24 protein-coding genes are annotated in these 25,732 nt (G+C 71.1%); 12 read left to right on the plus strand and 12 right to left on the minus strand.

Annotation, left to right across the window (positions count from 1 at the left end):
- The first annotated feature begins 91 nt into the window (after positions 1–91).
- Together QMK34_RS00450 and QMK34_RS00455 are read left to right on the plus strand one after the other, a co-directional pair.
- Positions 92–325, plus strand: coding sequence for an Lrp/AsnC ligand binding domain-containing protein (locus QMK34_RS00450; RefSeq protein ID WP_326410006.1), 234 nt, complete (start codon positions 92–94; stop codon positions 323–325).
- A gap of 19 nt (positions 326–344) precedes the next feature.
- Entirely contained in the window at positions 345–887 is a 543-nt protein-coding gene (locus QMK34_RS00455) for a DUF3515 domain-containing protein (RefSeq protein ID WP_326410008.1), read from the plus strand.
- Positions 888–993: 106 nt separating this feature from the next.
- On the opposite strand, the gene QMK34_RS00460 is transcribed toward QMK34_RS00455, so the two are convergent.
- The 3 genes from QMK34_RS00460 to pdxR all read right to left on the minus strand — a co-directional run bounded on the left by QMK34_RS00460 (position 994) and on the right by pdxR (position 4,979).
- Positions 994–2,298, minus strand: coding sequence for an MFS transporter (locus tag QMK34_RS00460; protein ID WP_442785072.1), 1,305 nt, complete (start codon positions 2,296–2,298; stop codon positions 994–996).
- Between the two features lie 176 nt (positions 2,299–2,474).
- On the minus strand, positions 2,475–3,572 hold the full coding sequence (locus QMK34_RS00465) for a D-alanine--D-alanine ligase family protein (protein WP_326410010.1): 1,098 nt from the start codon (positions 3,570–3,572) through the stop codon (positions 2,475–2,477).
- A gap of 36 nt (positions 3,573–3,608) precedes the next feature.
- Entirely contained in the window at positions 3,609–4,979 is a 1,371-nt protein-coding gene (gene pdxR, locus QMK34_RS00470; RefSeq protein ID WP_326410012.1) for a MocR-like pyridoxine biosynthesis transcription factor PdxR, read from the minus strand.
- A gap of 80 nt (positions 4,980–5,059) precedes the next feature.
- Between pdxR and QMK34_RS00475 the strand changes: the two genes are divergently transcribed.
- On the plus strand, positions 5,060–5,728 hold the full coding sequence (locus tag QMK34_RS00475; RefSeq protein WP_326410015.1) for a pyridoxamine 5'-phosphate oxidase family protein: 669 nt from the start codon (positions 5,060–5,062) through the stop codon (positions 5,726–5,728).
- Here QMK34_RS00475 and QMK34_RS00480 read toward each other — a convergent pair.
- Together QMK34_RS00480 and QMK34_RS00485 are read right to left on the minus strand one after the other, a co-directional pair.
- Entirely contained in the window at positions 5,700–7,145 is a 1,446-nt protein-coding gene (locus QMK34_RS00480) for a sensor histidine kinase (RefSeq protein ID WP_326410017.1), read from the minus strand. The two genes, QMK34_RS00475 and QMK34_RS00480, sit on opposite strands and share 29 nt — an antisense overlap.
- The gene (locus tag QMK34_RS00485) at positions 7,142–7,852 is read right to left on the minus strand and encodes a response regulator transcription factor (protein WP_326410019.1); all 711 of its coding nucleotides are present in this window, start codon (positions 7,850–7,852) and stop codon (positions 7,142–7,144) included. The genes QMK34_RS00480 and QMK34_RS00485 overlap by 4 nt, the downstream gene beginning before the upstream one ends.
- Positions 7,853–7,998: 146 nt before the next feature.
- On the opposite strand from QMK34_RS00485, the gene QMK34_RS00490 reads away from it, so the two are divergent.
- From QMK34_RS00490 to QMK34_RS00510, 5 genes are read left to right on the plus strand one after another with little or no spacing between them, the layout of a single operon-like run.
- Entirely contained in the window at positions 7,999–9,345 is a 1,347-nt protein-coding gene (locus QMK34_RS00490) for a ferredoxin reductase family protein (RefSeq protein ID WP_326410236.1), read from the plus strand.
- Positions 9,345–9,758 carry an FMN-binding protein gene (locus QMK34_RS00495; protein WP_326410238.1) on the plus strand — a complete coding sequence of 138 codons (414 nt, stop codon included), beginning with the start codon at positions 9,345–9,347 and terminating at the stop codon, positions 9,756–9,758. The genes QMK34_RS00490 and QMK34_RS00495 overlap by 1 nt, the downstream gene beginning before the upstream one ends.
- Entirely contained in the window at positions 9,758–10,495 is a 738-nt protein-coding gene (locus tag QMK34_RS00500) for an FAD:protein FMN transferase (protein WP_326410021.1), read from the plus strand. Before QMK34_RS00495 ends, QMK34_RS00500 begins: the two co-directional genes overlap by 1 nt.
- 39 nt (positions 10,496–10,534) lie before the next feature.
- Positions 10,535–10,915 (plus strand): VOC family protein, encoded by a 381-nt coding sequence (locus QMK34_RS00505; RefSeq protein WP_326410023.1) that lies wholly within the window; start codon positions 10,535–10,537, stop codon positions 10,913–10,915.
- Positions 10,916–10,947: 32 nt separating this feature from the next.
- Positions 10,948–11,961 carry an asparaginase gene (locus QMK34_RS00510; RefSeq protein ID WP_326410025.1) on the plus strand — a complete coding sequence of 338 codons (1,014 nt, stop codon included), beginning with the start codon at positions 10,948–10,950 and terminating at the stop codon, positions 11,959–11,961.
- A gap of 61 nt (positions 11,962–12,022) precedes the next feature.
- Here the strand turns inward: QMK34_RS00510 and QMK34_RS00515 are convergent, their stop codons facing one another.
- The 3 genes from QMK34_RS00515 to QMK34_RS00525 form a co-directional block, all read right to left on the minus strand.
- Entirely contained in the window at positions 12,023–12,502 is a 480-nt protein-coding gene (locus tag QMK34_RS00515; protein WP_326410027.1) for a cysteine dioxygenase, read from the minus strand.
- Positions 12,503–12,768: 266 nt separating this feature from the next.
- A complete protein-coding gene (locus QMK34_RS00520) occupies positions 12,769–13,794 on the minus strand; it encodes an NAD(P)H-dependent glycerol-3-phosphate dehydrogenase (protein WP_326410029.1) in 1,026 nt (341 codons plus the stop codon).
- Entirely contained in the window at positions 13,794–14,498 is a 705-nt protein-coding gene (locus QMK34_RS00525) for a lysophospholipid acyltransferase family protein (protein ID WP_326410031.1), read from the minus strand. The genes QMK34_RS00520 and QMK34_RS00525 overlap by 1 nt, the downstream gene beginning before the upstream one ends.
- 162 nt (positions 14,499–14,660) lie before the next feature.
- Here QMK34_RS00525 and cofC point away from each other — a divergent pair, with 162 nt between their 5' ends.
- The 3 genes from cofC (at position 14,661) to QMK34_RS00540 (ending at position 18,691) form a co-directional block, all read left to right on the plus strand.
- Positions 14,661–15,290, plus strand: a complete 630-nt coding sequence (cofC, locus tag QMK34_RS00530; protein ID WP_326410033.1) for a 2-phospho-L-lactate guanylyltransferase — start codon at positions 14,661–14,663, stop codon at positions 15,288–15,290.
- A gap of 69 nt (positions 15,291–15,359) precedes the next feature.
- Entirely contained in the window at positions 15,360–17,744 is a 2,385-nt protein-coding gene (locus QMK34_RS00535; protein ID WP_326410035.1) for an RNA degradosome polyphosphate kinase, read from the plus strand.
- The gene (locus QMK34_RS00540) at positions 17,741–18,691 is read left to right on the plus strand and encodes an NUDIX hydrolase (RefSeq protein ID WP_326410037.1); all 951 of its coding nucleotides are present in this window, start codon (positions 17,741–17,743) and stop codon (positions 18,689–18,691) included. Before QMK34_RS00535 ends, QMK34_RS00540 begins: the two co-directional genes overlap by 4 nt.
- Positions 18,692–18,828: 137 nt before the next feature.
- Here QMK34_RS00540 and QMK34_RS00545 read toward each other — a convergent pair whose 3' ends face one another.
- The 4 genes from QMK34_RS00545 to leuC all read right to left on the minus strand — a co-directional run bounded on the left by QMK34_RS00545 (position 18,829) and on the right by leuC (position 24,843).
- Positions 18,829–21,582 carry an AfsR/SARP family transcriptional regulator gene (locus tag QMK34_RS00545; RefSeq protein WP_326410040.1) on the minus strand — a complete coding sequence of 918 codons (2,754 nt, stop codon included), beginning with the start codon at positions 21,580–21,582 and terminating at the stop codon, positions 18,829–18,831.
- A gap of 239 nt (positions 21,583–21,821) precedes the next feature.
- Positions 21,822–22,526 (minus strand): HU family DNA-binding protein, encoded by a 705-nt coding sequence (locus QMK34_RS00550; protein ID WP_326410042.1) that lies wholly within the window; start codon positions 22,524–22,526, stop codon positions 21,822–21,824.
- A 246-nt stretch (positions 22,527–22,772) separates the two neighbouring features.
- Positions 22,773–23,381, minus strand: a complete 609-nt coding sequence (gene leuD / locus QMK34_RS00555) for a 3-isopropylmalate dehydratase small subunit (RefSeq protein WP_326410044.1) — start codon at positions 23,379–23,381, stop codon at positions 22,773–22,775.
- Positions 23,382–23,415: 34 nt separating this feature from the next.
- A complete protein-coding gene (leuC, locus tag QMK34_RS00560) occupies positions 23,416–24,843 on the minus strand; it encodes a 3-isopropylmalate dehydratase large subunit (RefSeq protein WP_326410047.1) in 1,428 nt (475 codons plus the stop codon).
- Between the two features lie 139 nt (positions 24,844–24,982).
- Between leuC and QMK34_RS00565 the strand changes: the two genes are divergently transcribed.
- Positions 24,983–25,684 (plus strand): IclR family transcriptional regulator, encoded by a 702-nt coding sequence (locus QMK34_RS00565; RefSeq protein ID WP_326410050.1) that lies wholly within the window; start codon positions 24,983–24,985, stop codon positions 25,682–25,684.
- The last annotated feature ends 48 nt before the right edge of the window (positions 25,685–25,732 follow it).

The following is a 25,732-nucleotide window of genomic DNA, read 5'->3' on the forward strand; positions in this document are numbered from 1 at the left end:
GTCGGATGCCCTATGTTTTTCCCAGGGCTGCAGATACGTTGCTCAGGACTTTCCTACCTTGATCCGCTCGATCCAGCCGAAGGGGCGCGCCGTGGTCCACGCATACATCCTCATTCAGACCGAGGTCGGCAAGGCGGCCGCAGTCGCCACCGAGATCTCCGCCATCACCGGCGTGACCAGTTCGGAGGATGTCACCGGTCCCTACGACGTGATCGTGCACGCCGCCGCGGAGACCGTCGACCAGCTCGGCCAGCTCGTGGTCGCGAAGGTCCAGAACGTGGAGGGCATCACTCGCACGCTGACCTGCCCGGTCGTGAATCTCTGAGCCATGCTGTAGTTCCGGGGTGGCAAAAACCGAAACCGGCGCCCCGCCCAGGGTGGTGCTCGTGGTCGCCGCCGTGCTGGCGGTCGCCTTGGCCGTCGGCGTGGCCGTCTTCGGGCTGACGCACCGCACCGGGGACGAGGCTCCCCAGGCCGGTGGGCCGCTGCCCCTGGTCTCCGTGCCCGCGCCGCAGTCCGGCGCACCGGCCTGCACCACCCTGGTCGGCGCCGCACCGGCCGAGCTCACCTCGGCCGGTGCGAAGCTCAAGCGCCGCGAGCTGGCCTCCCCGGCGCCCCCGGCCACCCTGGCCTGGGGCGACGAGAACCCGATCGTCCTGAGGTGCGGGCTGGACAAGCCGCCGGAGCTGACACCGACGGCGTCACTGCGCCTGATCAACAAAGTGCAGTGGCTGCAGGTCGAGGGCGAAGGCGCGGCCACCTGGTACGTGGTCGACCGCGAGGTCTACGCCGCCCTGACCGTGCCGGACACCGCGGGCACGGGCCCGCTGCAGGAGATCTCCGACGCCGTGGCGACAAAGCTGCCCCCGAAACCACTCAGGTTCTAACGCCGCCACGCGTGTCTGCGATGCCGCCACGCGTGTCTGGAATGCCGTCACGCGTGACGGCACTCTGATCACGCGTGGCGGCATTCTGATCACGCGTGGGCACTGTTCAGGACCGGGCAGAATCGGCGATCTGCTCGAGGGACTCGCCGGTCGTGCGGGGGCCGAGTAGGGCGATGTCCAGCACGAGGAGCACCATCGCGGCGGCGACCACGGCGAACATCGCGCCCGCGCCCGCGTCGGTGAGCACCGGGATCAGGATGAACGGCATCGCCGCGGTGGCCAGCCGCGAAAGTGAGTACGCCGAACCGGCGGCGGTCGCGCGCAGCGAAGTCGGGAACAGCTCGCCCTGGTAGGTGTGGAACGCGTTGGAGAACACGTTGCTGACGGCGGTGTAGCAGAACCCGAGGACCGCGATCAGCACCTCGGAGGTCGCGAAACCGAAGCCCAGCCCGAACGCGGCCATGCCCAGCGCGCTGCCGACGATCAGCCACTTCCGCTCGACCCGTTCGATGATCGGGATCGACAACGCCGAGCCGATCGGGTAACCGAGGAAGGTGAGCGCGCTGAACGTCAGCGAGGTGACCAGCCCGAAACCCTTGGCCGCCAGCACGATCGGCACCAGCGAGCCGAAGCCGTAGTACCCGAACGCCTGCAGGAGCTGGAAGAGGTGGAGCATCACCGCGCGCCGCCGCCAGGGTGGCCGCAGCAGCGCGGACGCCTTCTCCTGCTCGGGCTCCGGCGGCAGGGGGACGGGTTCGGCGAGCGGCCCCGGCGCGGCGGCCTCGAGCCTTCGCACCACGCGGTCGGCCTCGGCGTGACGGCCCTTCGCGGCCAGCCAGCGTGGTGACTCCGGCAGGCCGAACCGCAGCAGCCACACGATTCCCGCGCCGAGCGCGCCGACGACGAACAGCCAGCGCCAGCCGTCCACGCCGAGCGGGCTGTGGCCGACCAGCGCCCTGGCCAGGAAACCCGCCGCGGGCACCCCGCAGAAGCCGATCGTGTAGGCCCAGGCGATCGCCCGGCCGCGGGCCTTGGCTGGCAACAGGTCCGAGAGGTAGGCGTCGGCCAGCGGCAGTTCCGCGCCGATCCCGATGCCCGCCACGAACCGGCAGACGACCAGCATCCCGACATTCGGGCTGAACGCGCCGAGCAGGGTGAAGGCCGAGTACAGGCCCAGCGTCAGCAGGAAAGCGCGGCGGCGGCCGATCCGGTCGGCCAGCCTGCCCAGCGTCAGCGCGCCGACGAAGGCGCCGACGAACGCCGAGGCGAGCAGCAGCTTGAGCTCGCCGCCGGAGACGTGGAACTCCTTGGTGAGCACGGTGCTGACGGTGCTCGCGAGGAAGAGGTCGTACAGGTCGAAGAACGTCGCGACGCCCACCACGGCGATGAAGTACCGATGCAGCCTGGTCACCGGGAGCCGATCCAACCGCGCGGCCACACTCACCGGACCGTCAACCACCCCGCACCACCCGTCCTCCCGCGCTCCACTTGATCACCCGCACGCTCAGCCCGCAACTCGTCGACGAGTCGTGGTGTCTCACGCGCGAGAGACCACGACCTGTCGACGAGTTGCGGGTGGGAAAGGGGTCAGCGCAGGCCGGTGCCCCGGGCGATCGCGGTGTCGATGAGGGTGGAGAGCAGGGCCGGGTAGTCGACGCCGGTCACCTCCCACATCTTGGGGTAGGCGGACTTCGTGGTGAAGCCGGGCATGGTGTTGACCTCGTTGATGGTGAGCTCGCCGTCCTCGCCGACGAAGAAGTCGACGCGCGCGAGCCCCTGGCAGTCCAGCGCGCGGAAGGCGGCGACGGCGGCGGCGCGGACGCGCTCGGTCAGCTCGTCCTCCAGCTTCGCCGGGATGTCCAGTTCGGCGTCCTCGCCGAGATACTTGGTCTCGAAGTCGTACCAGGCGTCCGCGCCTTCCGCGAGCACGCGGACCTCGGCGGGCAGCGAAGCCTCGACGCGGCCGTCCGGGAACTCCAGCACGCCGCACTCGACTTCGCGGCCGACGACGGCGGCCTCCACCAGCACCTTGGGATCGGTGCGGCGGGCCAGCTCGATCGCGGCGTCCAGTTCGGACCAGTCGCTGACCTTGCTGATCCCGATGGACGATCCCGCGCGCGACGGCTTGACGAACACCGGCAGGCCAAGACGTTCCCGCGCTCCAGCGTCCAAAGTGGACTGTCCACGGTGGAGCTCCACGTAGGTGCCGACCGGCAGCCCGTCCGCGGCGAGGAGCTTCTTCGCGTAGCCCTTGTCCATCGCGGCCGCGCTGGCGAACACGCCGGGGCCGACGTACGGGATGCCCGCGAGCTCGAGCAGGCCCTGGATCGTGCCGTCCTCGCCGAACGCGCCGTGCAGCACCGGGAAGACGACGTCGACGGCGGAGAGCACCTCGGCCTCCTGCCCCTTGCGCAGCGAGACCACACCGCCACTGGTCGGGTCGCCGGCGAGCACCAGCGCCTGGCCCGACTCGACCGACGGCAGCGAGCGGCCCTGGATCGACAGCTGCGCCGGATCGCCGCTCCCGAGCACCCAGCCACCCTCGGGGGTGATGCCGATCGGGACCACTTCGAACCGCTCGGGATCCAGGTTCGCCAGCACGCTACCTGCGGAAACACAGGAAATCGTGTGCTCGCTGCTGCGTCCGCCGAATACGACCGCCACCCGGATCTTCTGAGAGCTCATGGTGAGTCACCGTACCGGGTGCTTGCGCGGGGAAGCTCAGCGCAGTAGAGAGACCAACGTGTCCAAGGCACCGTGCAGGCCCTCTCTTGAGCACCCCGCGTACCCGATCGCGACCCCGTACGCCGTGGGCTTCCCGGCGAAGTGCCGGGCGAGCCCGTCCAGCCGGATACCGTGCCGTTCGGCCGCCCGCAGCAGTTCCGCTTCCGCCGCCGGGGAGGCCCGCGGGACGACCAGATGCGCGCCCGCGTCGTCCCCGAGCACCGGCACCTTCGCCGCGGCGAGCGCGGCCGAGAGCATGGACCGCCGCTCGGACAGCTCCCGCCGCAGTTTCCGCAGGTGACGGCCCAGGTCGCCATGCCGCGCGAGCTCGACAAGGATCCGCTGCCCGGCGGGTGAGGGCCGGGTGCCGGTGCCGTCGCGGTAGTCCAGCACGGCGGCGGCGACCTGCGGCGGCGCGACCATCCAGCCCGCGCCGAGCGTCGGGGTGAGGATCTTGCTGGTGGTCCCCAGATGGGCGACCACGTCCGGGGCGAGCGCGGCCAGCAGCGGCAGCGGCGCGACGTCGAACCGCAGCTCGCCGTCGTAGTCGTCCTCGATGAGCAGCATGTTCTCCGCCCGTGCCCGCTCGACCAGCTCGACGCGGCGGGACGCGCTCATCCGGCTGCCCATCGGGTACTGGTGGGCGGGCGAGCAGTAGACCGCACGCACCCCGGCCGGAACGGCGTCGGGACGCAGGCCCTCACCGTCGACCGGGACACCGACGACGACCAGCCCGGCCCGCTTGAACGCCTGCACGGCCCGCTGGTAACCCGGCTCCTCGACGGCGACCCGGTCACCCTTCTTCAGCACGGCCCCGGCCAGCTCGAACACGGCGGCGGTGGTGCCGCCGGTGGCCAGCACCGACTCCGTCCCGGCGGGCAGCCCGCGGTGGCGCAGCAGGTGCTCGGCGATCGCGGCCCGGTAGGCCAGCAGCCCGGCGCGGTTCTCGCGGTACACCGGGTCGCCGTCGGCGGCGGCCCGCCAGGCGCGACGCCAGGCCGCGCGGTCGAGCCCGTCGGCCCAGGGGACGCCGGGGGTCAGGTCGAGCAGCCGGGCGGGCTCGGCCGTCTCACCCGGCACCGGCCGGTCGGACGGCCGCTCCGCGGGCGGCGAAGTCGTGACGTAGGTGCCCGAGCCGTGCCGCCCGGAAATCCAGCCCTCGGCGTGGAGCTGCTCGTACGCTGCCGAAGTCACCGTGCGGCTGACGCCGAGCCGGTCGGCGAGCGCCCGCGTCGAAGGCAGGCGATCGCCGCCGCGCAGATGCCCGCTCGCGGCGGCCGTGCGCAGGGCGTCGGCCAGCTGGACGGCCAGCGGCCTGCCGGCCTCGCGATCGAGGCTGACCGGCAGCGCGGTGTCCGGATACGACATGTCGGCCTCCTCAAGTGGCATTTCAAATCATACGCCCAGTGGCCATTTTGTCAGTCCACTAGGCGGGGAAAGCTGGTCCCATGACCGATCTCGCTCCCCTGTCCAGCACCGGCCGCACCACCCTCGGCCGCCGGAAGCACCGCGCGGTCACCGATCGGGCGGCGCTGCACGCGGTGCTCGACGAGGCGCTCATCTGCCATCTCGGCGTGGTCCGCGACGGCGTGCCGATGGTGCTCCCGACCGGCTACGGCCGCGACGGCGACATGCTCTACCTGCACGGATCCACCGGCGCGAGCAGCCTGCGGGCGGCCACCACCGGGCTGGACATCTGCGTGACGGTGACCATCGTCGACGGCATCGTCTACTCCCGCTCGATCAACAACCACTCGATGAACTACCGCAGCGCGGTGATCTTCGGCCGCGCCGAGCCCGTCGTCGAGCGCGAAGCGAAGATGCACGCGCTGCACGTCCTCACCGACCACCTCGCGCCCGGCTCGTGGGAGCACGCGCGGGACGTCAACGCGAAGGAGTTCGCGGCGGTGTCGGTGCTCGCCGTCGACCTCGCCGAGGCCTCGGTCAAGATGCGCGGCGAAGGGCCGGGCGATCCCGAGGACGACGTCGCGGCCGACCTGGCCTGGGCGGGTGTCCTGCCGGTCAGCACAGTATTCGGCGAGCCGGAGCCGTCGGCGGACCTGACCGGGTTCGCCGTCCCGGCGCACATCAGCGGGCGAGCGGCAGCCGGACGGTGAAGACGGTCCGGCCGGGCTCGCCCGCGACCTCGACCGTTCCTTCGTGCGCGAGGACCAGCGAGCGGACCACGGACAGCCCGAGCCCGGTGCCGCCGTTGCCGCGGGTGCGGGAGTGGTCGACCCGGTAGAAGCGGTCGAAGATCCGTTCCTGGTCCTCCGGGGCGATGCCCGGCCCGGCGTCGGCGACCCGGACCACCGCTTCGGCACTCTCGGTATCACTCTCGGTATCACTTTCGGTGTCCAGTTCCACCGAAACGGGTGTCCCCGGCGGGGTGTGCACGGCCGCGTTGGTGAGCAGGTTGTCCAGCACCTGGCGCAGCCGCGCCGGATCCGCGCGCACTACGGCCGGGGCGCGAAGCTCGACGGTGAGCGGATGGTCGGGCCGCCCGGCACGGAACGCGTCGGCGGCCGCGGTGACCAGGTCGGCCAGCTCGACGTCGGCCAGCCGCAGCGCGGCCTCTTCGGTGGTCGAGTCGAGCCGGGCGAGCAGCAGGAGGTCGTCGACCAGGACGCTCATCCTGGCCGTCTCGTCCCGGATCTTGGCCAGGTGCGCCTCGCGTTCGGCGGGTTCGTTCGCCGCGGCGTACCGGAAAAGGTCGGCGTAGCCCCGGATCGACGTCAGCGGGGTGCGCAGTTCGTGCGAGGCGTCGGCGACGAACCGGCGCAGCCGCTCGTTCGCGGCCGTGCGCGCGGCGAGCGAGGTGTCGATGTGCGCGAGCATCACGTTGAACGCCGTCCGCAACTCCTCGACCTCCGCCCCACCGCCCGCACCCGAAGCGCGCAACGGCAGGTCGGCGTTGACGGTCAGGTCCTGCGACGCGATGTCGTGCGCGGTGCCCGCCATGTCCCCCAGCGGCCGGAGCCCGCGCCGCAGCACCAGCCCGCCGCCGATCACCAGCACCGCCAGCGCGAGCAGGAACGCGACGACCTCGACCGCGATCAGCTGGTTGACGGTGCTGTCGAGGGTGTCTTGAGGCGCGGCGCTCACCAGCACGGTGTCACCGTCGACCGGGCAGGCACGCACCCGGAACGTGCCCTCGCCGCGCAGGTAGACCGTGCGCAGGACCTCCGTCCGCGTGGCGTCCGTGGCGACCTTCGCCAGTGGCTTCAGCTCGGTGGGCAGCAGGCCGCCCGGCTGCGGTGTCGCGACACCGTTCGTCACGTCGAAAACCCCTGAGTACCAAGAGAAAACCGGCTGCGGCGAGCCGTGCCAGGTGCGCAGTCTCGGCACTTGGGAGACCTGGGACTTGACGAGCTGGTCGTCCAGGCGCCGATCGAGGTAGCCGTGCATGATGCCGACCGTCACCGTGCCGACGACGGCGAACACCACGAGCGCCAGCGCGGCCAGCCCCAGCGCGAGGCGGGTGCCGAGCCGCGTCCGGCGCCAGGCGCCGTACCAACGGCGAAGCAGCTTCACCGCTTGACCTGGCGCACGACGTAACCGACGCCGCGCACGGTGTGGATCAGCGGTTCGCGGTCGGCGTCGAGCTTGCGGCGCAGGTGCGAGATCACCAGTTCGACCACATTGGACCGGCCGCCGAAGTCGTACTCCCAGACGTGGTCGAGGATCTGCGCCCTGGTCAGCACCCCGGGCGAGCGGCGCATGAGGTAGCGCAGCAGCTCGTACTCCGTCGGCGTCAGCTCGGCGAGCAGGTCTTCGCGGCGGACCTCGCGCGTGTCCTCGTTGAGGGTGAGGTCACCGACCCGCAGCAGCGCGACCGACGGCTCCGCCTGCCACGCCGCACTGGTCGTGCGCCGCAGCACTGCCCGCAGGCGCGCCATGAGCTCCTCCACCGAGAACGGCTTGACGAGGTAGTCATCACCCCCGCGCGTGAGCCCGGCGATGCGGTCGGCGGTGGCGTCCTTCGCGGTGAGGAAGACCACGGGCACCGCGGTGCCCGCCGCGCGCAGCCGGTCCAGCACGGTGAACCCGTCGATGTCGGGCAGCATCAGGTCCAGCACCACGATGTCCGGCCCGAAGGCGGCCGCTTCGGCCAGCGCGGCCTCACCGGAACCGGCGGTGACCGCTCGCCAGCCCTCGTACCGGGCGACGGTGGCGACCAGCTCGGCGATGTGCGGCTCGTCGTCGACGACGAGCAGGCGCACCGGGGTTTCCTCGTTCACCCCACCATCCTGCGGCACCCGGCGCGCGTGGGCGAGGGGAGAGCGCACCCGACAGGAAGCCGACAGCTTGTCCCCAGCCGCTCCACAGGTTGGGGATTCAGGCTCGGTCGAGTGAACCGAACCCGATGGGAGCCCGTGTGAGCAGCATGACGCAGACCGCGACCCCACCCCGGCAGGTGATCCGGCCCCGGATCGCCGCGCGAGCCGGCCTCTTCACCTTCCTCGGCGTCAACGTGGTCGCCGTCACCGCACTGTTCTTCGCCGCCGGGCCGTCCGACAACGTGCTGCTCGGCATCGGCCGGTTCGCTGGGCTGTACGGCGCGTTGTTCATGGCCTTCCAGCTGCTGCTGGTGGCCAGGCTGCCGTGGCTGGACCGCCGCCTCGGCATGGACCGGCTGACCACCTGGCACCGCTGGACCGGGTTCGGCCTGCTGTGGACGTTGCTCGCGCACGCGGTGTTCATCGTGTTCGGCTACGGCCAGGTCGAGGGGGCCGCACCGCTGGACGAGCTCGTCCAGCTGGCGAACACGACCGAAGGCGTTTTGCGCGCGATCGTCGCCTTCGTGCTCATCCTCGTCGTCGGCGGCGCTTCGGCGCGATTCGCCCGGCGGCGGCTCGCCTACGAAACCTGGCACTTCATCCACCTCTACACCTACGCCGCGGTCGTGCTGGCGTTCACGCACCAGATCGGGGTCGGCCAGTCGTTCACGAGCTCCCCGCTCGCGAGGGCGTACTGGTGGGCGATGTGGGGCGGCGCGCTGGGCGCCGTGCTCGCCGGGCGGGTCGTGCTCCCGCTGTGGCGGAACCTGCGCCACCAGCTGAAGGTCGTCGCCGTGGTGCCCGAGTCGCGGGACGTCGTCTCGGTGTACATGTCCGGACGGCACCTCGACCGAATCCCCGCGCGCGCCGGGCAGTTCTTCCTGTGGCGCTTCATGACCCGCGACCGCTGGTGGCAGGCGAACCCGTTCTCGCTCTCCGCCGCGCCGGACGGCCGGTTCCTCCGGCTGACCGCTAAGGCGCTGGGCGACGGGAGTTCGAGCCTGCGCTCGCTCCCGGTCGGGACGCGCGTGTTCGCCGAAGGCCCGTACGGCGCCTTCACCACGATCCACCAGCAGCGACCGAACGCGCTGCTGGTCGCGGGCGGGGTCGGCATCACGCCGATCCGCGCGCTGCTGGAAGACATCGCCGGGCACGTGGTGGTGCTCTACCGCGTCGGCTCCGACCGCGACGCCGTGCTGCTGCCCGAGCTCCACCGGCTGGCGAAGGCGAGGGGCGCGGCGGTGCACGTCCTCAGTGGACCGTCGAACGCGCGGGGCGGGCTGGGTCCGTTGCTGGGCGCGGAAAACCTCGCGGCACTGGTGCCGGACGCCGCAGACCGCGACGTCTTCGTCTGCGGGCCGCCGGGAATGACCACCGCGGTACTGCGGAGCCTGCGCGAACTGCGGGTGCCCGCGTCGCAGGTGCACGCCGAACGCTTCAGCCTGGCGGCGTGATGAAGAGGACCATTCTCGTTCTCCTGCTGTCCGCGGCCGGTTTCGCCGCGGTGTGGCGGTTCGAACCGGCGCCGCTGGGCAGCACCGTGGTCGCGCAGGCACCGTCGGTCACCGCCCCGGCCACACCGTCCACTTCGGCCGGTGGCGCCACGATCCGGGTGGTGCCGGGGTCCGCCGAGAGCAGCGACTACGGCACTGTCCAGGTACAGGTGCTGTTCTCCGGAACTACCATCACGGACGTCCAACTCCTCCAGGAACCCGACAGCGGCCGAGGCGTGCGGGCGCTGCCGACGTTGCGGGAGGAAGCGTTGCAGGCACAGAGCGCGAAGATCGACACGGTGTCGGGCGCGACGTCGACCAGCGAGTCCTACGCCAAGTCGCTGCAGGCGGCGCTGGACGCGCGGGGCGCGTGATGGGCACCCGCGTCGAGCTGGTCATGGGGCTGCCGATCTCCCTGGACCTGCGCGACGACGGGGACTTCTCGGCCGCGGCCGACGACGTGTTCGGCTGGCTGCGGGCGGTGGACGCCCGGTTCAGTCCGTTCAAAGTGGACAGTGAGGTGCGCCGGTACGACCGCGGCGAACTGACCACCGGCGAACTGAGCGACGACCTGGTCGAGGTGCTGGGCCTGTGCGCGGAGTACGAGGAGCTGTCCGGCGGGGCGTTCAAGGCGCGGCTGCCCGGCCGCCCGCTCGATCCCTGCGCGGTGGTCAAGGGCTGGGCCGTGCAACGGGCGGCCGACCGGCTGCGCGCGGCCGGTGCGCGCAACTTCTGCCTCAACGCGGGCGGCGACGTCGTCACCGCGGGCGAGCCGGAGCCCGGCCGTCCGTGGCTGGTCGGCGTCCGCCATCCCGAGCAGTTCGAGGCGGTGTGCGCGGTCATCGGCTCCCGCGACGGCGCGGTCGCGACCTCGGCGGAGTACGAGCGGGGCGCGCATATCGTCGACGGGCGCAGCGGGCTGCCCGCGGCGGGCCTGCTGAGCGTGACCATCGTGGCGGCGGACCTCACCGTGGCCGACGCCACCGCCACCGCGGCGTTCGCGCTGGGCGCCGAGGGCATCGGCTGGGCGGCGTCCCGGCCGGGCTGCTCGGTGCTGATCATCGACGCCGACCACCGGGTGCACCGCTCGGCCGGGCTGGACCTGCACTGAATACTGAATACTGAGGGCACCACCACGGATAGGAGCCCGATGACCTCGGTCGTGCAGAACATCAACTTCGACTGCGCCAACGCCTACGACCTCGCCCTGTTCTGGAGCGGCGTCACGGGCAAGCCCGTGCATCCCGACGATGGGCCCGGCGACCCCGAGGTGATCGTCGAAATGGCGAACGGCGTCACGCTGTTCTTCGGCGAAGTGCCCGAGCCGAAGACGGTCAAGAATCGCGTGCACGTCTGCCTGACGCCGGACATCCCGCGCGAAGCCGAGGTCGAGCGGCTGCTCGCGCTCGGCGCGGCGATGCTGCACGACCTGCGCAATCCCGACGGCACCGGCTGGGCGGTGCTCGGCGACCCCGAGGGCAACGAGTTCTGCGTCCTTCGCAGTGCCGCGGAACGCGCGCTCACCAGCTAGACCGGCGCCCGGCGATCACTAGAGTCGCGGGTATGTCGAGCGAATCGCCGGACCGTCCGCTGGTGGCCGTGGCAGCACTGGGCGGGACCATTTCCATGGCCCCGGCCCGCAAGGGAGAAGGCGCGGTCCCGCGGCTGAGCGCCGAGGACCTGCTCGGCGAGCTCGGGACCGGGCTGCCGATGGACGTGCGCGCGGAGACGCTCGCGGGCATCTCCAGCGCGTCGATGGACTTCGCCACGCTCGTGACCTGCCGCGACTGGGGCGCGCGGCAGGTCGAGCAAGGCGCGGACGGCCTCGTCGTCGTCCAGGGCACGGACACGCTCGAGGAGACCGCGTATTTCCTCGAGCTCACCTGGCCGTTCGACGCGCCGGTGGTGATCACCGGCGCGATGCGCAACCCGAGCCTGCCCAGTCCCGACGGGCAGGCGAACCTCCTGTCCGCGCTGACCGTCGCCGCCGAACCGCGCAGCCGTGGCCGGGGTTCACTGGTGGCGTTCAACGACGACGTCCACCAGGCCCGCTGGGTGCGCAAGGCGCATTCCAGCCACCTGGAGGCGTTTTCGTCCGCGCCCGCCGGGCCGCTCGGGCTCGTCGCCGAAGGCGCGGTGCACTACTTCCACCCCGTCGCCTCGCGCCGGGCGGCCCTGTCGCTGGAAAACGCCGACTTCACCGGGCTGGTCCCGATTCTGGAGAGCGGCCTGGACGACTCCGGCGAGCTGCTCGACGCCGTGGTCAAGGCAGGCGCGCGCGGGGTGGTGCTCGCGGCGGCCGGGGTCGGGCACGTGTCCACCGGCACCGCGACGGTGATCGAGCGCGTGGTGGGCGACCTCCCGGTGGTCGTGGCTTCCCGGACCGGCGCCGGGACGACGTTCCGCGGCACGTACGGATTCCGCGGCTCGGAGTCGAGCCTGATCGCGATGGGCGCGACGATGTCCGGCTGGCTGGACCCGCGCAAATCCCGGGTGCTGCTGCACACCCTGCTCGCCACCGGCGCCGCCCGCGCCCGCGTCGACGCCGAGTTCCGAGCCCGCGGCGACCTGGGCTGATTGCCCCTGAAGGCCACCTTCACGGCGTTTTACGCGGTGAAGGTGGCCTTCAGGGGCAGTCTCAGCTCTGGACGGGACCGGCGACCGGGTCGAAGTGGAAGGAACGCATCTCGCGGCCGCCGTCGCGGTAGACGTGCACGCTGACGGCCGGGTCAGGGCCGTCGTTACGCACCTCGTGCACATACCCGGGCCCGAAGACGCGGGACTGCCCGGTGGACAGTCCATGCACCTCGGTCACGGCCCGGCCATCGGGGGCGCGGCGGGCGACCGTCTCGGTCAGGCCGCCGCTGACCACGGTGAACGCGCCGCTGGCGAACGCGTGGTCGTGCAGGTCCGTGTGCTGACCCGGCAGCCAGCCCATCAGCCAGACCTCCTGGCGCTCGTCGCTCTCGATCAGCGCCGAGAACCGCTGGTCGGGGTCGTAGCGCAGCAGGTGACGCCAGCGGCCGCGGTCGGCGGCGAACTCGAGCGCGACGCGCACCGGGTGGCGCAGCGCGGGGTTTTCGGCAATGACAAGGGTGTTGTCCGGAACGGCGAACATGAGAGTCCTCGCGGGGAAGAAGAAGGGTGTCTACGGGCCGGGGTTGGGTTCACCGACAACAGCGACAGGGCGCGCGCATGACCGGGCAGAGGTCGAGGTGACCCCGCCACTCGGACATTCGAAACGCCAACATGCCACCAGGAAAGCAGCCCGCCCCGGGCCGGTCAACGCGTCCCAACCCGTGGACACCACACCTGCGAGTGTCATGAAAGGGTCTTTCCGGACAAAAATTGCCCTGAAAGACCCTTTCATGACACTTCAAGGATTCAGGACCACTCGTGTTTCTGGGAGCGGCCCAGCAGCTCGGCGCCTGCCTGGCGCGGGTCGACGCCCTCGTGGCAGACGCGGTGCATCGCGGCGGTGATCGGCATGTCGACACCGAGGCTCTGTGAAAGCTCCCGGATGGACGAGCAGGACATGACGCCCTCCGCGACCTGGCCGCCGCCCGCCAGCTGCGCCTGCTGCATCGTCTCGCCGCGGCCGAGCCGCTCGCCGAACGTCCGGTTGCGCGACAGCGGGGACGAGCAGGTCGCCACCAGGTCGCCGACGCCCGCGAGCCCGGCGAAGGTCAGCGGGTCGGCGCCCAGTTTGCTGCCGAGGCGGGCCATCTCGGCCAGGCCGCGGGTGATCAGCGTGGCCATCGTGTTGGTGCCGAGGCCGAGGCCGGCGGCCATGCCACAGCTCAGCGCGATCACGTTCTTGCAGGCCCCGCCCAGCTCGCAGCCGACGACGTCGGTGTTCGTGTACGGCCGGAAGTACTGGTTGAAACTGGCCCGCTGGACGGCCTTCGCCCGCTCGTGGTCGACGCAGGCGAGCACCGCCGCGGACGGCTGGCCCTGCGCGATCTCGCGCGCCAGGTTCGGCCCGGACACCACCACGACCTGGCCGTCGGGCACCTCGGCGATCTCCGTGATGACCTCGCTCATCCGCTTGAGCGTGCCCAGTTCGACGCCCTTGGCCAGGCTGATCAGGATCGAGTCGGCGGGCAGCAACCCGCTCCACGCGGTCAGGTTCGCGCGCAGGCTCTGGCTCGGCACCGCCAGCACCACGGCCTGCGCGCCGTCGAGTGCCTCCGCCGGGTCCGAGGTCGCGGTGATCCGCCCCGGCAGGGTCACGCCCGGCAGGTACGAGCTGTTGCTGTGCCCCTCCCGGATCTCCTCGGCGACCTCCGGGCGCCGCGCCCACATGGTCACGTCGCGGCCCGCGTCGCCGAGGACCTTGGCGAACGCTGTCCCCCACGATCCGGCGCCGAGCACGGTCAGTCGCTGGACGTCGGTGGCGAAACCGGGCATCAGTGGGTTTCCTTCGGCTTCACGGCGGGCGGTGGTTCGTGCCGGATCTCGGCGAGCAGTGCGGTGACCTCGTCCATCATCACCTCGGTGACCTGGCGCAGGTTCGACGCGCTCCGCCTGTTCCGCGCGCGGTAGACGTCGAGCTCGAGTGGGTCCCCGACCAGGTGCGTCACCGTGCGGCGCGGGAACGGCGTGAGCTTCTTGGTGTAGCCGTTGAAGATGTAGTTGGTCCCCCAGCGAGCGATCGGGATCACCGGGACGTCGTTCTCCAGCGCGAGCCGGGCGGCGCCGGTGAACGACTTCTTCGGCCAGCCGTCGGGGTCCCTGGTGATCGTGCCCTCGGGGTAGATCACCACGATCTTTCCGTCCCGCAACGCCTGGTGCGCGGCACGCAGGCTGTCCCCGGCGGCCACCGAGCCCCGGTACACCGGGATCCCGCCGGAGCCGAGGAAGATCTTGCCGAAGATCGGTGCCTTGGCGACACTCTCCTTGGCGAGGAAGCACGGGATGCGCTTCTGGCGGTGCACGAACACCGAGTCCACGGCCGGGTCCATATGCGAGATGTGGTTGAGCACCAGCAGCGCGCCGCCCTCGCGGGGGATCTTCTCCCCGCCGCGGTAGACGTGCCTGCCCAGCCGGGTGGCCGGATAGAACAGTGCGGCGGCGACGCCGACCCACAAGCCGCCCTTCTCGCGCCTGGCCAAGGTCTCCTCCTCGAAGAATCGCTGCGAACCCGCTCCTGATCCTGCCGCGCGGGCTCCGGCGCAGTCCAGGGAGGGTGTGTTCGGCGCGTTCGGGCATGGTTCGGGTAAGTCCCGGGAGAAAGGGTGCCGCGCTTCAAACGAGGTTCGGGTAAAGATGGTGACGTGGACGTTGACCTGATCGTGCCGATGAAACGCCCCCACGAGGGCAAATCGCGGCTGCGTGGCGCGCTGCCGGACGAGCGGCACGCCGGCCTCGTGCTGGCGCTGGCCTTCGACACCCTCACCGCGGTGACGTCGGCGGCGGGCGTGCGGCGGGTGCTGGTGGTGGCCGCGGACCCGGCCGCGCTGGCGGAGCTGCGGGAGCTCGGGGTCGAGCTCATCGCCGAGCCCGGCCCCGGCGGGCTGAACTCCGCGTTGCGCCACGGCGAGTCCGTGCTCCGGCGGGACGACCCGGCCGGGGTGGTCGGCGCGCTGCAGGCCGACCTGCCGGCGTTGCGCGCCGAAGACCTCACGGCCGCGCTGGCCGAGGCCGCCGGGCGCCGGGCGTTCACCGCGGACAGGCAGGGCACCGGCACGACGCTGCTGCTGTCGGCGGCGGGCCGGGCGCTGGACCCGCGTTTCGGGGTCGGCTCGGCGGCCGCGCACGCACGTTCGGGCGCCTTCCCACTCACCGTGCCCGTGCTGTCACTGCGCAGCGATGTGGACACCTCGGACGACCTCGGCCACGCCTGCGCGCTCGGTGTCGGGAAACACACGGCCGCGATGCTCGGTGAGCCATGTCTCCCGCGATGAAGCCCACAGGTCAGGAGTTCACCCGACCGTCCGCAACGGTCTAAGCATTCGGGCGTTCCGTGGTGAACAATGGGCTTCGTGAGCACAGACGACGGAAGCACCCCGGCCAAGGCCGAAGCCGCCACTCCCGGCGGACCGGCCGCGCCCAAACGGCGCAAGACCCCCGCGGCGAAGGCTCCCGTGGCGAAGAGCGAATCCGCCAAGACGCCCGCCACGGCCGCGAGCACCAAGAACGGGGTCCGGGCGAGAAAGACCACGCCACCCGCCGCGACCGGCCTGCGCAGCCAGGTGCCCACCCGCGCGACCCGCGGCGGCTCGGCCAGCAGGCCGGCGCAGGAGTTCCGCGCGCTGCCCTCGGCTCCCCCGGCGGTGACCTCGACGTCCCCGTCCGCGGTGCAAACGCTTCCCGATGACCGGTACTTCAACCGGGAGCTCTCCTGGCAGGACTTCAACGCCCGTGTGCTCGCGCTGGCCGAGGACGAGTCGCAGCCGATGCTGGAGCGCGCGAAGTTCCTCGCCATCTTCGCGTCCAATTTGGACGAGTTCTACATGGTGCGCGTCGCCGGGCTGAAGCGCCGCGACGAGACGGGCCTGCCGGTGCGCAGCGCGGACGGGCTCACCCCGCGCGAGCAGCTGGCCTACATCGCCAAGCGCAACCAGGACCTCGTCGCGCGCCACACCGGCGCCTTCGAGCAGCACCTGCGCCCGCAGCTGGCCGAGGAGGACATCCGGATCGTCGGCTGGCACGACCTCGACGGTTCCGAGCAGCTGCGCCTGTCCAACTACTTCAGCGAGCAGATCTTCCCGGTGCTCACCCCGCTCGCCGTCGACCCCGCGCACCCGTTCCCGTACATCTCCGGTCTGTCGCTCAACCTCGCGGTGACGGTGCGCGACCCGGAGGGCGGCACGGAGCGGTTCGCCCGCGTCAAGGTGCCGAGCAACGTGCCCCGGCTGATGCGCGTCGAGCAGCAGCGGGAGAACCGCGTCGCGACGTTCCTGCCGCTCGAGGAGCTCATCGCCGCGCACCTCGGCGAGCTGTTCACCGGCATGGAGGTCACCGAGCACCACGTCTTCCGCGTCACCCGCAACGCCGATTTCGAGGTCGAAGAGGACCGCGACGAGGACCTCCTGCAGGCGCTGGAACGTGAGCTGGCCCAGCGTAAGTTCGGCCCGCCGGTGCGGCTCGAGGTCGCGACCGACATGAGCGAGCACATGCTCGAACTGCTGCTGCGCGAGCTGGAGGTCGACCCGCGCGACGTCGTCGAGGTGCCGGGGCTGCTGGATCTGACCTGCCTGCACCAGCTGTCCAGTGTGGACCGTAAGGAGCTCAAGGACCGGCCGTTCGTGCCCGCCACGCACCCCGCGTTCGGCGAGCGCGAGACGCCGAAGAGCGTGTTCGCGACGCTGCGGGAGGGCGACGTCCTCGTCCACCACCCGTACGACTCGTTCTCCACCAGCGTCCAGCGGTTCATCGAGCAGGCGGCCGCGGACTCGAAGGTCCTCGCCATCAAGCAGACGCTGTACCGGACCTCGGGCGACTCGCCGATCGTCGACGCGCTGATCGACGCCGCCGAGGCTGGCAAGCAGGTCGTGGCGCTGGTCGAGATCAAGGCGCGGTTCGACGAGCAGGCCAACATCACCTGGGCGCGGACGCTGGAACGCGCGGGTGTGCACGTGGTCTACGGCCTGGTCGGGCTCAAGACGCACTGCAAGGTGTCGATGGTGGTGCGGCAGGAGGGCTCGACCATCCGCCGCTACTGCCACATCGGCACCGGCAACTACAACCCGAAGACCGCGCGGCTGTACGAGGACATGGGCCTGTTCACCGCCGACCCGACGATCGGCGCGGACCTCACCGACCTGTTCAACGTCCTGACCGGCTACTCGCGCCAGGACACCTACCGCAACATCCTCACCTCGCCGCACGGCATCCGCCGCGGCATCCTCCGCTGCATCGGCGAAGAGATCGAGCTCGCGCGCACCGGCCAGAAGGCCGGGATCCGGATCAAGTGCAACTCGCTCGTCGACGAGCAGATCATCGACGCGCTCTACCACGCGTCGCAGGCAGGCGTGCCGGTCGAAGTGGTCGTCCGCGGCATCTGCTCGCTGAAGCCGGGCATCCCGGGGCTCTCCGAGAACATCCAGGTGCGCTCGATCCTCGGCCGGTTCCTGGAGCACTCGCGGGTGTTCCACTTCCGCGCCGGTGCCAGTTTCTGGATCGGCAGCGCGGACATGATGCACCGCAACCTCGACCGCCGGATCGAGGCGCTGGTCAAGGTCAAGGACCCGAAGCTGACCGCCCAGCTCGACGACGTCTTCGAGTCGGCGCTGGATCCCGCGACCCGCTGCTGGATCCTGATGTCGACCGGCGAGTGGGCCCCGTCGCCCGCCGAGGGCGCCGACGTCCGTGACCACCAGGTCGAACTGGCCAAGCGTCACGGCGCCGCCGGATGACCGCGGTGGTGCGCGCGGCGGGCGCGGTGTTGTGGCGTCGGGCGGGAGAGCGGGTCGAACTCGCGCTCGTGCACCGGCCGCGCTACGACGACTGGTCGCTGCCCAAGGGCAAGGTCGACCCCGGCGAGACGATCGTGGACACCGCGTCGCGCGAGATCCTGGAAGAGACGGGCTTCGAGACCGTGCTGGGCCGTTATCTGGCCAGGACCGAGTACGAGGTCGCGGTGCGCGGTGGCACGGGCACGGCACACAAAACGGTCGACTACTTCAGCGCCGAGGCGGTGTCCGGCAAGTTCGAGGCCAACGACGAGGTCGACGAACTCCGCTGGCTCGCGGCCGAAGAAGCGGAAAGACTGCTGAGCAACGCCACGGATGTCCGTGTGCTGCGGGCCTTCTGCACGCTGCCCACGGCGCTGACGACGGTGCTGCTGGTCCGGCACGCGAAGGCGGGCAAGCGCGACGAGTGGAGCGGCGACGACGACCTCCGCCCGCTCTCGGACGCCGGGCAACGCCAGGCCGACGCGCTACGCAAACTGCTGCCGCACTTCGGCCCGGACAGGGTGCTTTCGGCGCCACGGCTGCGCTGCGTCCGAACGGTGCACGCCGTCGCGGAGGATCTCGGCGGCGAGGTCCGGCACGAACCGCTGCTGTCGGAGGAGGGCTACTGGCCGGACCCGGTGCTCGGCATCGCCCGCCTGCTAGCGATCGCCGGTGACGGCGGCACCCCGCTGGTCTGCAGCCAGGGCGGCGTCATCCCCGACCTGGTCAGCACACTGGCCGACCGCGACGGCGTGACACTCGCCGCGGCGAGGGGCGGCGTGGTCCCGAGCAAGAAGAGCTCGATCTGGGTCCTGTCCTTCCTGCCCCCCTCGGGCTCGGACGGCCCCAAACTCGTGGCCGCCGACTACTTCCCCAGCGCCCTCCCCATCCCCGCACCCGCCCACTGACAACTGTCCCTGAAGGCCACCTTCACGGCGTTTTACGCTGTGAAGGTGGCCTTCAGGGACAGTCGAAACGTTCTGACAGTGGGGTGACAGCGGTGGCTGGTGTACTTCTTGCGGCATCCCCTGTGGGTTGCGCCGCTCTAGGGGTGCGGCGCAGCCCCCGGCGAGGACCCGGCTGATGGCAGCGCGGCCAGCAGTGCCTGAATTTCGTCCGTGCGGGGATCACCGAGGCGTTGGCCGACGGCTAGCGCCTCGGTCCAATGCCCGGCGGCCTCCACCGGACGGCCGGTCCGGCTCTTGATCCTGCCCAGGGTGATGAGGACGTCGATCTTGCCGTAGTCGGCCGCTAGCTCGTTGAGGACGACCAGTGCGCGGACGCAGTATTCCTCGGCCTCCGCGTGGCGTTGCGCGCCGGACAGTGCCTCGCCAGTGTTCCCGAGCGCCAGCGCCGAGTGGTAGCGGTCGCCGAGTTCGTCGAAGGCCTCGTGCGCGGCCAGCGCATGTTCGGCGGCCTTGCCGAACTCGCGCATCCCGATCCAGCTGGCGCTGACGTTGAGCAACGCGTGCGGCACGAACGTCTTCTGGCCCTTCTCCCTGGCGGTGCGCACCGCCTCCGAGGCGTACTGCTCGGCCTTCTGGAACTCCGCACGGAGGTAGTAGGCGCCGGACAGGTTGGACAGGATCGCGACGGTCAGCGCGCTGCCGCCGGTCTCCACCGAGGCCTTCCTGCCCTCCTCCAGTGCTTCCAGCGCCTCGTCGGCGCGTTGCGCGCGCAGATAGGCCGAGCCGAGGTTGTTGGCCGCGTACTGCAGTCCCAGCGGGTCCGCGGCCGCCCTGGCCGCGCGGACGGCCGCGGTCGCGGTGATCATCCAGTCGCACTGGTCGTGCCGCTCGGCGAAGAACCCGCGCAGCAGCCAGGCGAGCCGCCAGGCGCGGGAGGCCCAGCCGTGCGCGGCGGCGATCCCGACCAGCGCGACGAGCGCGGGGCGTTCGGCGGCGTACCAGGCCGTCGTGTCTTCGTGCCCGGTGAAACTCGGTGTCGGGACCTCGACCGGTTCGAGCACGACGTCCTCGGTGAGCAGATCCGGACGGACGAGCATGTTCGCCGCGGCCACCGAAGCGAGATACCAGTCCAGCACGCGCCGCAGCGCGCGGTCGCGTTCGTCCTCGCCGACCTCCCGCTCCGCCCGCTCCGCGGCGTACACCCGCAGGAGGTCGTGGAACTGGTAGCGATCCGTGCTGGGCTGGTTGAGCAAATGGACCGAAGCGAGCTGGTCGAGCAGTTCCCTGGCCCGGTGCACCTCGACCCCGGCGAGCGCCGCCGCCGTCGGCAGGCCGATCTCCACCCCGGGGTGCAGCCCGAGCAGCCGGAACAGCCGCGCGGCCGGCGGGCGCAAGGCCTTGTAGGACCACGAGAACGCGGCGCGGAGGTCGGTGCCGGTGTCCTGCGGGTCGCGCAGGGCGTCGAGCCGGACCCGCTGATCGCGCAGTTCGTCGACGATCCCGGCCAGCGAAATCCCCGAAAACCGCGACGCGCGCTCCCCCGCCAGCGCCAGTGCGAGGGGCAGCCTGCCGCAGAGCTCGGCGAGGTCGGCGACCGCGGCGGGCTCTGCTTCCAGCCTGGCCCGCCCGACGCTGCCGGCGAGCAGCGCCGCCGCGTCGCGATCGTCGAAGGTGCGCAACGGGATCCGCCGGGCGCCCTCACGGGCGACCAGTCCCCGCAACTGGTTCCGGCTGGTCACCACGACGAGGGTGCCCGAACCGGGCAGCAGCGGGCGGACCTGGTCGGCGTCGCGGGCGTTGTCGAGCAGCAGGAGCATCCGGGCGTCGGCGAGCCTGCTGCGCAGCATCTCGGAGCGTTCCTCCACTGTGGAGGGAACGGACTCGGCGGGCACGCCGACCGCGCGCAGGAACCTGGCCAGCGCCGCGTCCGGGGTCACCGGGGTGCCCGCGGAATGCCCGCGCAGGTCGACGAACAGCTGACCACCGGGAAACCGGTCCCGCACGGTGTGGGCCCAGTGCACCGCGAGGGAGGTCTTGCCGACGCCCGCGGTGCCCTCGATGATCGCGATCGCCGTCGAATCCCCCCGCCGGGTGGCGAGAAACCCGTCCAGCTCGGCGAGCTCCGGTCCCCTGCCGGTGAAGCCGGACACGTCGAACGGGAGCTGGCGGGGCACCTGCGGACGCGGCGGCGAGGCCTGTTCGCCGTCACCGGCCAGTAGTTCCGCGTGCAGGCGGCGAAGCTCCGCGCCGGGCTCGACGCCGAGTTCCCTGGCCAGCAGGGTCCGCAGCTCCGCGTAGCGCATCAGCGCCTCGGCGCGACGGCCGGAGCGGGCCAGGACCACCACCAGGCGCTCCCACAACGATTCCCGGAGCGGATGCTGGGCGACCAGTTCGAACAGTTCGGCGGCGAGGTCGGAGTCCGCCGTGTGGCCGGCGTCGAGATCGATCCTTCGTTCGACCGCGAACAGGTACCGCTCGGTCAGCTGCGGCACCCAATCCTCGGTCAGGGTGGGAGATCCGACGCCTTCGAGCGGCGGGCCCGCCCAGAGCCCGAGTGCCTCGGCCAGCACCGCACGTTCGCCCGCGGGATGCGCGGTCTCCGCGGCGAGGTCCAGCAACCGCAGGAATCGCAAGGCGTCCACGCGATCCGGGGACAGCGTGAGCCGGTAGCCGTCCAGCTCGGTGACGACGGTGTCCTCTCCGAACAGCCGCCGCAGCCGCATCACGTAGGTCTGCAGGCTGCCGCGGATCCGCTCGGGTGGCTCCTCACCCCAGACTCCCCTGGCCAGCGCGTCGATCGACACGAGACGCCCGGCCGAGAGGGCCAGCGCCGCGAGCAGCGCCCGCTGACGTGCGCTGGTCAGTGCCAGCGGGGAGCCGTCGGCGACCACCTGGAATGGCCCGAGAAGCCGGATTTCGATGGTGGTCGCTCCTCCAGATGTCGCGGTGCGGCTGGTGCCCGGCTGGCAGCCAAGCAGGAGTGAGCCGGGAGCTCAACCCCGTTTTCGCATAGTAGGCCGGGAGCGAACACCGGCGCAGGAGTTCGGGACACCCGGCACGTAGAACGGCGGCAGGGCCCCACGCGCGATGCGTGGGGCCCTGCCGGGAAGTGCTCGCCTGGTAGTGGCGGTTACTTCTTCTTCGCGGCCGCGGAGGTCTTCTTCGCGGGGGCCTTGGCTGCGACCTTCTTGGCCGGAGCGGCCTTGGCGGCCGGGGTGGCCTTGGCAGCGACCGGCTTCTTGGCAGCTGCCGCCCGCGTGGTGGTGGCCTTCGCGGTCGTCGCCTTGGCGGCGGCGGCCTTCGGAGCGGCCTTGGCGGCGGCGGGCTTCGCTGCTGCCTTGGTCGCGGTTGCCTTGGTGGCAGGCTTGGCTGCTGCCGCACGCGCCGGGGCGGCGGCGGCACGCGTCCGCGTGGCGGTCGTGCGAGTCGCGGCCGGGCGGCTGGCGGCCGTCCGGGTCGCGGCGGTGCGGGTGGTGGTGGCGGTACGGGTCGCCGCGGCGGCCCGGGTGCCGGTGGTGGCGGTCGCGCGCTTCACCGCGGTCGCCTTCGGCAGCTTCTTCGAGCCGCTGATGACGTCCTTGAAGGTCGTGCCGGCGCGGAAGGCGGGCACGTTGGTCTTCTTGACGCGCACGGTCTCGCCGGTGCGCGGGTTACGAGCGGTACGAGCGGCGCGGGCGCGCTTCTCGAACACACCGAAGCCGGTGATGTTCACCTTCTCGCCCTTGTTGACCGTCCGGATGATGATGTCGACGAGACCGTCGACGGCCTCCCCGGCAACCTTTTTGTCGCCAAGGCGCTCGGAGAGCGCCTCGATCAGCTGGGCCTTGTTGGCCATTCCAGTCCTCCAAGAAGCACTACTCGTCCACGGCCACTTCGGCCGACTCTGCGCACACGGTATTACCAATGCAGCACAAATTCCAAACGACGCGCGGAACTTTCCCTTGTATTGGGGCCGGTTCCGCCTCCCCAGAGCCCCCTCGGGGGCCTTCGGAGGTGCCGTTTGGCAGGTTTCGGGGCGGTGTGGGCGAGGTGGCCCGTCAGGTACGGATCCCCTTGCTGAGCAGGGAATCCGTACCTCTGGCTAGGCCTGCGAGGCGCCGATCGGCGTGGTCAGCGGCTTCCAGGAAGGCCGCTGAGACTCGAACGTGTCGATTTCTTCGGCGTGGCGGAGGGTGAGAGCGATGTCATCGAGTCCCTCGAGCAGCCGCCAGCGCGTGTAGTCGTCGATCTGGAAGGGCGCGACGAAGTCCTTGGCTCGTACGGTCTTCGCCTGGAGGTCCACCGTGACCTCCGTGCCGGGCTCGTTTTCGAGCAGCTTCCACAGCAGTTCGACGTCGGACTGGGAGACCTGGGCGGCCACCAAGCCCTGTTTGCCCGCGTTCCCGCGGAAGATGTCCGCGAACCGGGGGGAGATGACGGCCCGGAAGCCGTAGTTCATCAAGGCCCACACGGCGTGCTCACGGGAGGATCCGGTGCCGAAGTCCTGGCCGGCGACCAGGACACTGCCCTGGTCGAAGGGCTTCTGGTTGAGGATGAACTGCTCGTCGGAGCGCCAGGCGGCGAACAGGCCGTCCTCGAAACCCGTGCGGCTGACCCGCTTGAGGTAAACGGCGGGGATGATCTGGTCGGTGTCCACGTTGGACCTGCGCAGAGGGACGCCGACGCCGGTGTGGTGGGTGAACGGATCCATGTCGGGAAACTCCTTCGAATGAGGTCTGGCCGGACTAACGGGCGGCCACGGCCGGCAGGTCCGCGGGGCTGGACAGGGTGCCGCGGACAGCCGTGGCGGCCGCCACGAGCGGCGAGACGAGGTGCGTCCTGCCCCCCTTGCCCTGCCTGCCCTCGAAGTTGCGGTTGGAGGTCGAGGCACTGCGCTCGCCCGGCTTGAGCTGGTCGGGGTTCATCCCGAGGCACATCGAGCAGCCTGCCTGGCGCCACTCGGCGCCGGCCTCGGTGAAAATCTCGTGCAGCCCTTCGGCCTCGGCGGCCTGGCGGACCCGCATCGAGCCGGGGACCACGAGCATCCGCACCGAATCGGCGACCTTGTGCCCGCGCAGGACCGCCGCGGCGGCCCGCAGGTCCTCGATCCGGCCGTTGGTGCAGGAGCCGAGGAAGACGGTGTCGACGGCGATCTCGCGCAGCGGGGTGCCCGGTTCGAGGTCCATATAGGACAGGGCCTTCTCGACGGTGAGCCGCTCGTTGTCGTCGCCGATCGTCTCGGGGTCGGGCACCGAGGCGCCCAGCGGGAGCCCCTGGCCGGGGTTGGTGCCCCAGGTGACGAACGGGGTCAGCTCGGCGGCGTCGAGGTGGACCTCGGCGTCGAACTCGGCGTCGTCGTCGGTGCGCAGCTCGCGCCAGTTCGCCAGCGCGGCGTCCCAGTCGGCGCCGCGCGGGGCGTGCGGACGGCCCTTCAGGTAGGCGAAGGTCGTCTCGTCCGGGGCGATCAGGCCCGCGCGGGCGCCCGCCTCGATGGACATGTTGCACACGGTCATCCTGGCTTCCATCGACAGGCCCTCAATGGCCTTGCCGCGGTACTCCAGCACGTAACCCTGCCCGCCGCCGGTGCCGATCTTGGCGATCACGGCGAGGATGACGTCCTTGGCCGTCACCCCCTCGCCGAGCTCGCCGTCGACCGTGATCGCCATCGTCTTGAATGGACTGAGCGGCAACGTCTGGGTGGCCATCACGTGTTCGACCTCGGAGGTGCCGATGCCGAAGGCCATCGCGCCGAACGCGCCGTGCGTCGAGGTGTGACTGTCGCCGCACACCACGGTCATCCCGGGCTGGGTCAGGCCCAGCTGCGGCCCGATGACGTGCACGATGCCCTGCTCGTCGTCACCCATCGGATGCAACCGGACACCGAACTCCTTGCAGTTGCGGCGAAGGGTGTCGACCTGGGTGCGCGAAACCAGGTCCGCGATCGGCTGGTCGATGTCGATCGTGGGGACGTTGTGGTCCTCGGTCGCGATCGTGAGGTCGGGGCGGCGCAGCGGCCGCCCGGCCAGCCGGAGCCCGTCGAAAGCCTGCGGGCTGGTGACTTCGTGCACCAGGTGGAGGTCGATGTAGAGCAGGTCGGGCTCGCTGCCCTCGCCACGCCGCACGAGGTGCGACTCCCACACTTTCTCTGCCAGGGTGCGGCCCTTGCTGGTCATCTCCGGCTCCTCCCAAGAGCTCGTTCGGGAGCAAGGAACTCGGACGTCGCGGAAGGGGCGTGGGCACGGTCTCCCGTGACTCGAGTTCGTTTTTCCCAGATTGTGGACATCCCAAACTGCGGGACGGTAGTATCGGTTCGTGGGACAGCATAGCGGTATCGGAGTACTCGACAAGGCCGTGGCCGTGCTTCAGGCCGTGGCCGAAGATCCTTGTGGCCTGGCGGAACTGTGCACGCGCACCGGTCTGCCGCGGGCGACGGCGCACCGGCTCGCGGTCGGGCTTGAGGTGCATCGCCTGCTGCGCCGGGGGCCCGACGGGCGCTGGCGGCCGGGCACCGCGTTGTCGGAACTGGCGGGCGGGTCGACCGATCCCCTGCTCGACGCCGCCGGCTCGATCCTGCCGAAACTGCGCGACATCACCGGCGAAAGCGTGCAGCTGTACCGCCGCGACGGCGTGCAGCGCATCTGCGTCTCCACCGCGGAGCCGCCCAGCGGCCTGCGCGACACCGTCCCGATCGGCTCACGCCTGCCGATGACCGCGGGCTCCGGCGCGAAGGTGCTGGCCGCCTGGTCGGATCCGCATACCCAGCGCGCGATCCTGTCCGACGCGGTCTACGGCGAGCGCACGCTGCTCGAGGTCCGCCGCCGCGGCTGGGCCCAGAGCGTCGCCGAGCGCGAACCGGGTGTGGCGAGTGTCTCGGCACCGGTCCGCGATTCGACCGGCACCGTGGTGGCCGCCGTCTCCGTCTCCGGCCCCATCGAACGCATCGGACGCAAACCCGGGGCCCGCTGGGCCGCGGACCTCCTCGCCGCGGCCGACGCGCTCCAAGAGCGCCTCTGAGCCAGACCCCCAAAACCGCTTGATTGCCCCTGAAGGCCACCTTCACGG

Origin of the sequence: Amycolatopsis sp. H20-H5 (genome assembly GCF_035828755.1) — a bacterium.
In the GTDB taxonomy this organism is placed as follows: Bacteria; Actinomycetota; Actinomycetes; order Mycobacteriales; family Pseudonocardiaceae; genus Amycolatopsis.

Bases quoted from the DNA above. Each gene is read 5' to 3' on its own strand.
- QMK34_RS00515 (WP_326410027.1), bottom strand. From the start codon at position 12,502: ATGTTCGCCGTTCCGGACAACACCCTTGTCATTGCCGAAAACCCCGCG.
- QMK34_RS00520 (WP_326410029.1), bottom strand. From the start codon at position 13,794: ATGCCCGGTTTCGCCACCGACGTCCAGCGACTGACCGTGCTCGGCGCC.
- QMK34_RS00505 (WP_326410023.1), top strand. From the start codon at position 10,535: ATGACCTCGGTCGTGCAGAACATCAACTTCGACTGCGCCAACGCCTAC.
- QMK34_RS00500 (WP_326410021.1), top strand. From the start codon at position 9,758: ATGGGCACCCGCGTCGAGCTGGTCATGGGGCTGCCGATCTCCCTGGAC.
- leuC (WP_326410047.1), bottom strand. From the start codon at position 24,843: ATGACCAGCAAGGGCCGCACCCTGGCAGAGAAAGTGTGGGAGTCGCAC.
- QMK34_RS00475 (WP_326410015.1), top strand. From the start codon at position 5,060: ATGACCGATCTCGCTCCCCTGTCCAGCACCGGCCGCACCACCCTCGGC.
- QMK34_RS00495 (WP_326410238.1), top strand. From the start codon at position 9,345: ATGAAGAGGACCATTCTCGTTCTCCTGCTGTCCGCGGCCGGTTTCGCC.
- pdxR (WP_326410012.1), bottom strand. From the start codon at position 4,979: ATGTCGTATCCGGACACCGCGCTGCCGGTCAGCCTCGATCGCGAGGCC.
- leuD (WP_326410044.1), bottom strand. From the start codon at position 23,381: ATGGATCCGTTCACCCACCACACCGGCGTCGGCGTCCCTCTGCGCAGG.
- QMK34_RS00510 (WP_326410025.1), top strand. From the start codon at position 10,948: ATGTCGAGCGAATCGCCGGACCGTCCGCTGGTGGCCGTGGCAGCACTG.
- QMK34_RS00550 (WP_326410042.1), bottom strand. From the start codon at position 22,526: ATGGCCAACAAGGCCCAGCTGATCGAGGCGCTCTCCGAGCGCCTTGGC.
- QMK34_RS00540 (WP_326410037.1), top strand. From the start codon at position 17,741: ATGACCGCGGTGGTGCGCGCGGCGGGCGCGGTGTTGTGGCGTCGGGCG.
- QMK34_RS00465 (WP_326410010.1), bottom strand. From the start codon at position 3,572: ATGAGCTCTCAGAAGATCCGGGTGGCGGTCGTATTCGGCGGACGCAGC.
- QMK34_RS00490 (WP_326410236.1), top strand. From the start codon at position 7,999: ATGACGCAGACCGCGACCCCACCCCGGCAGGTGATCCGGCCCCGGATC.
- QMK34_RS00535 (WP_326410035.1), top strand. From the start codon at position 15,360: ATGGGCTTCGTGAGCACAGACGACGGAAGCACCCCGGCCAAGGCCGAA.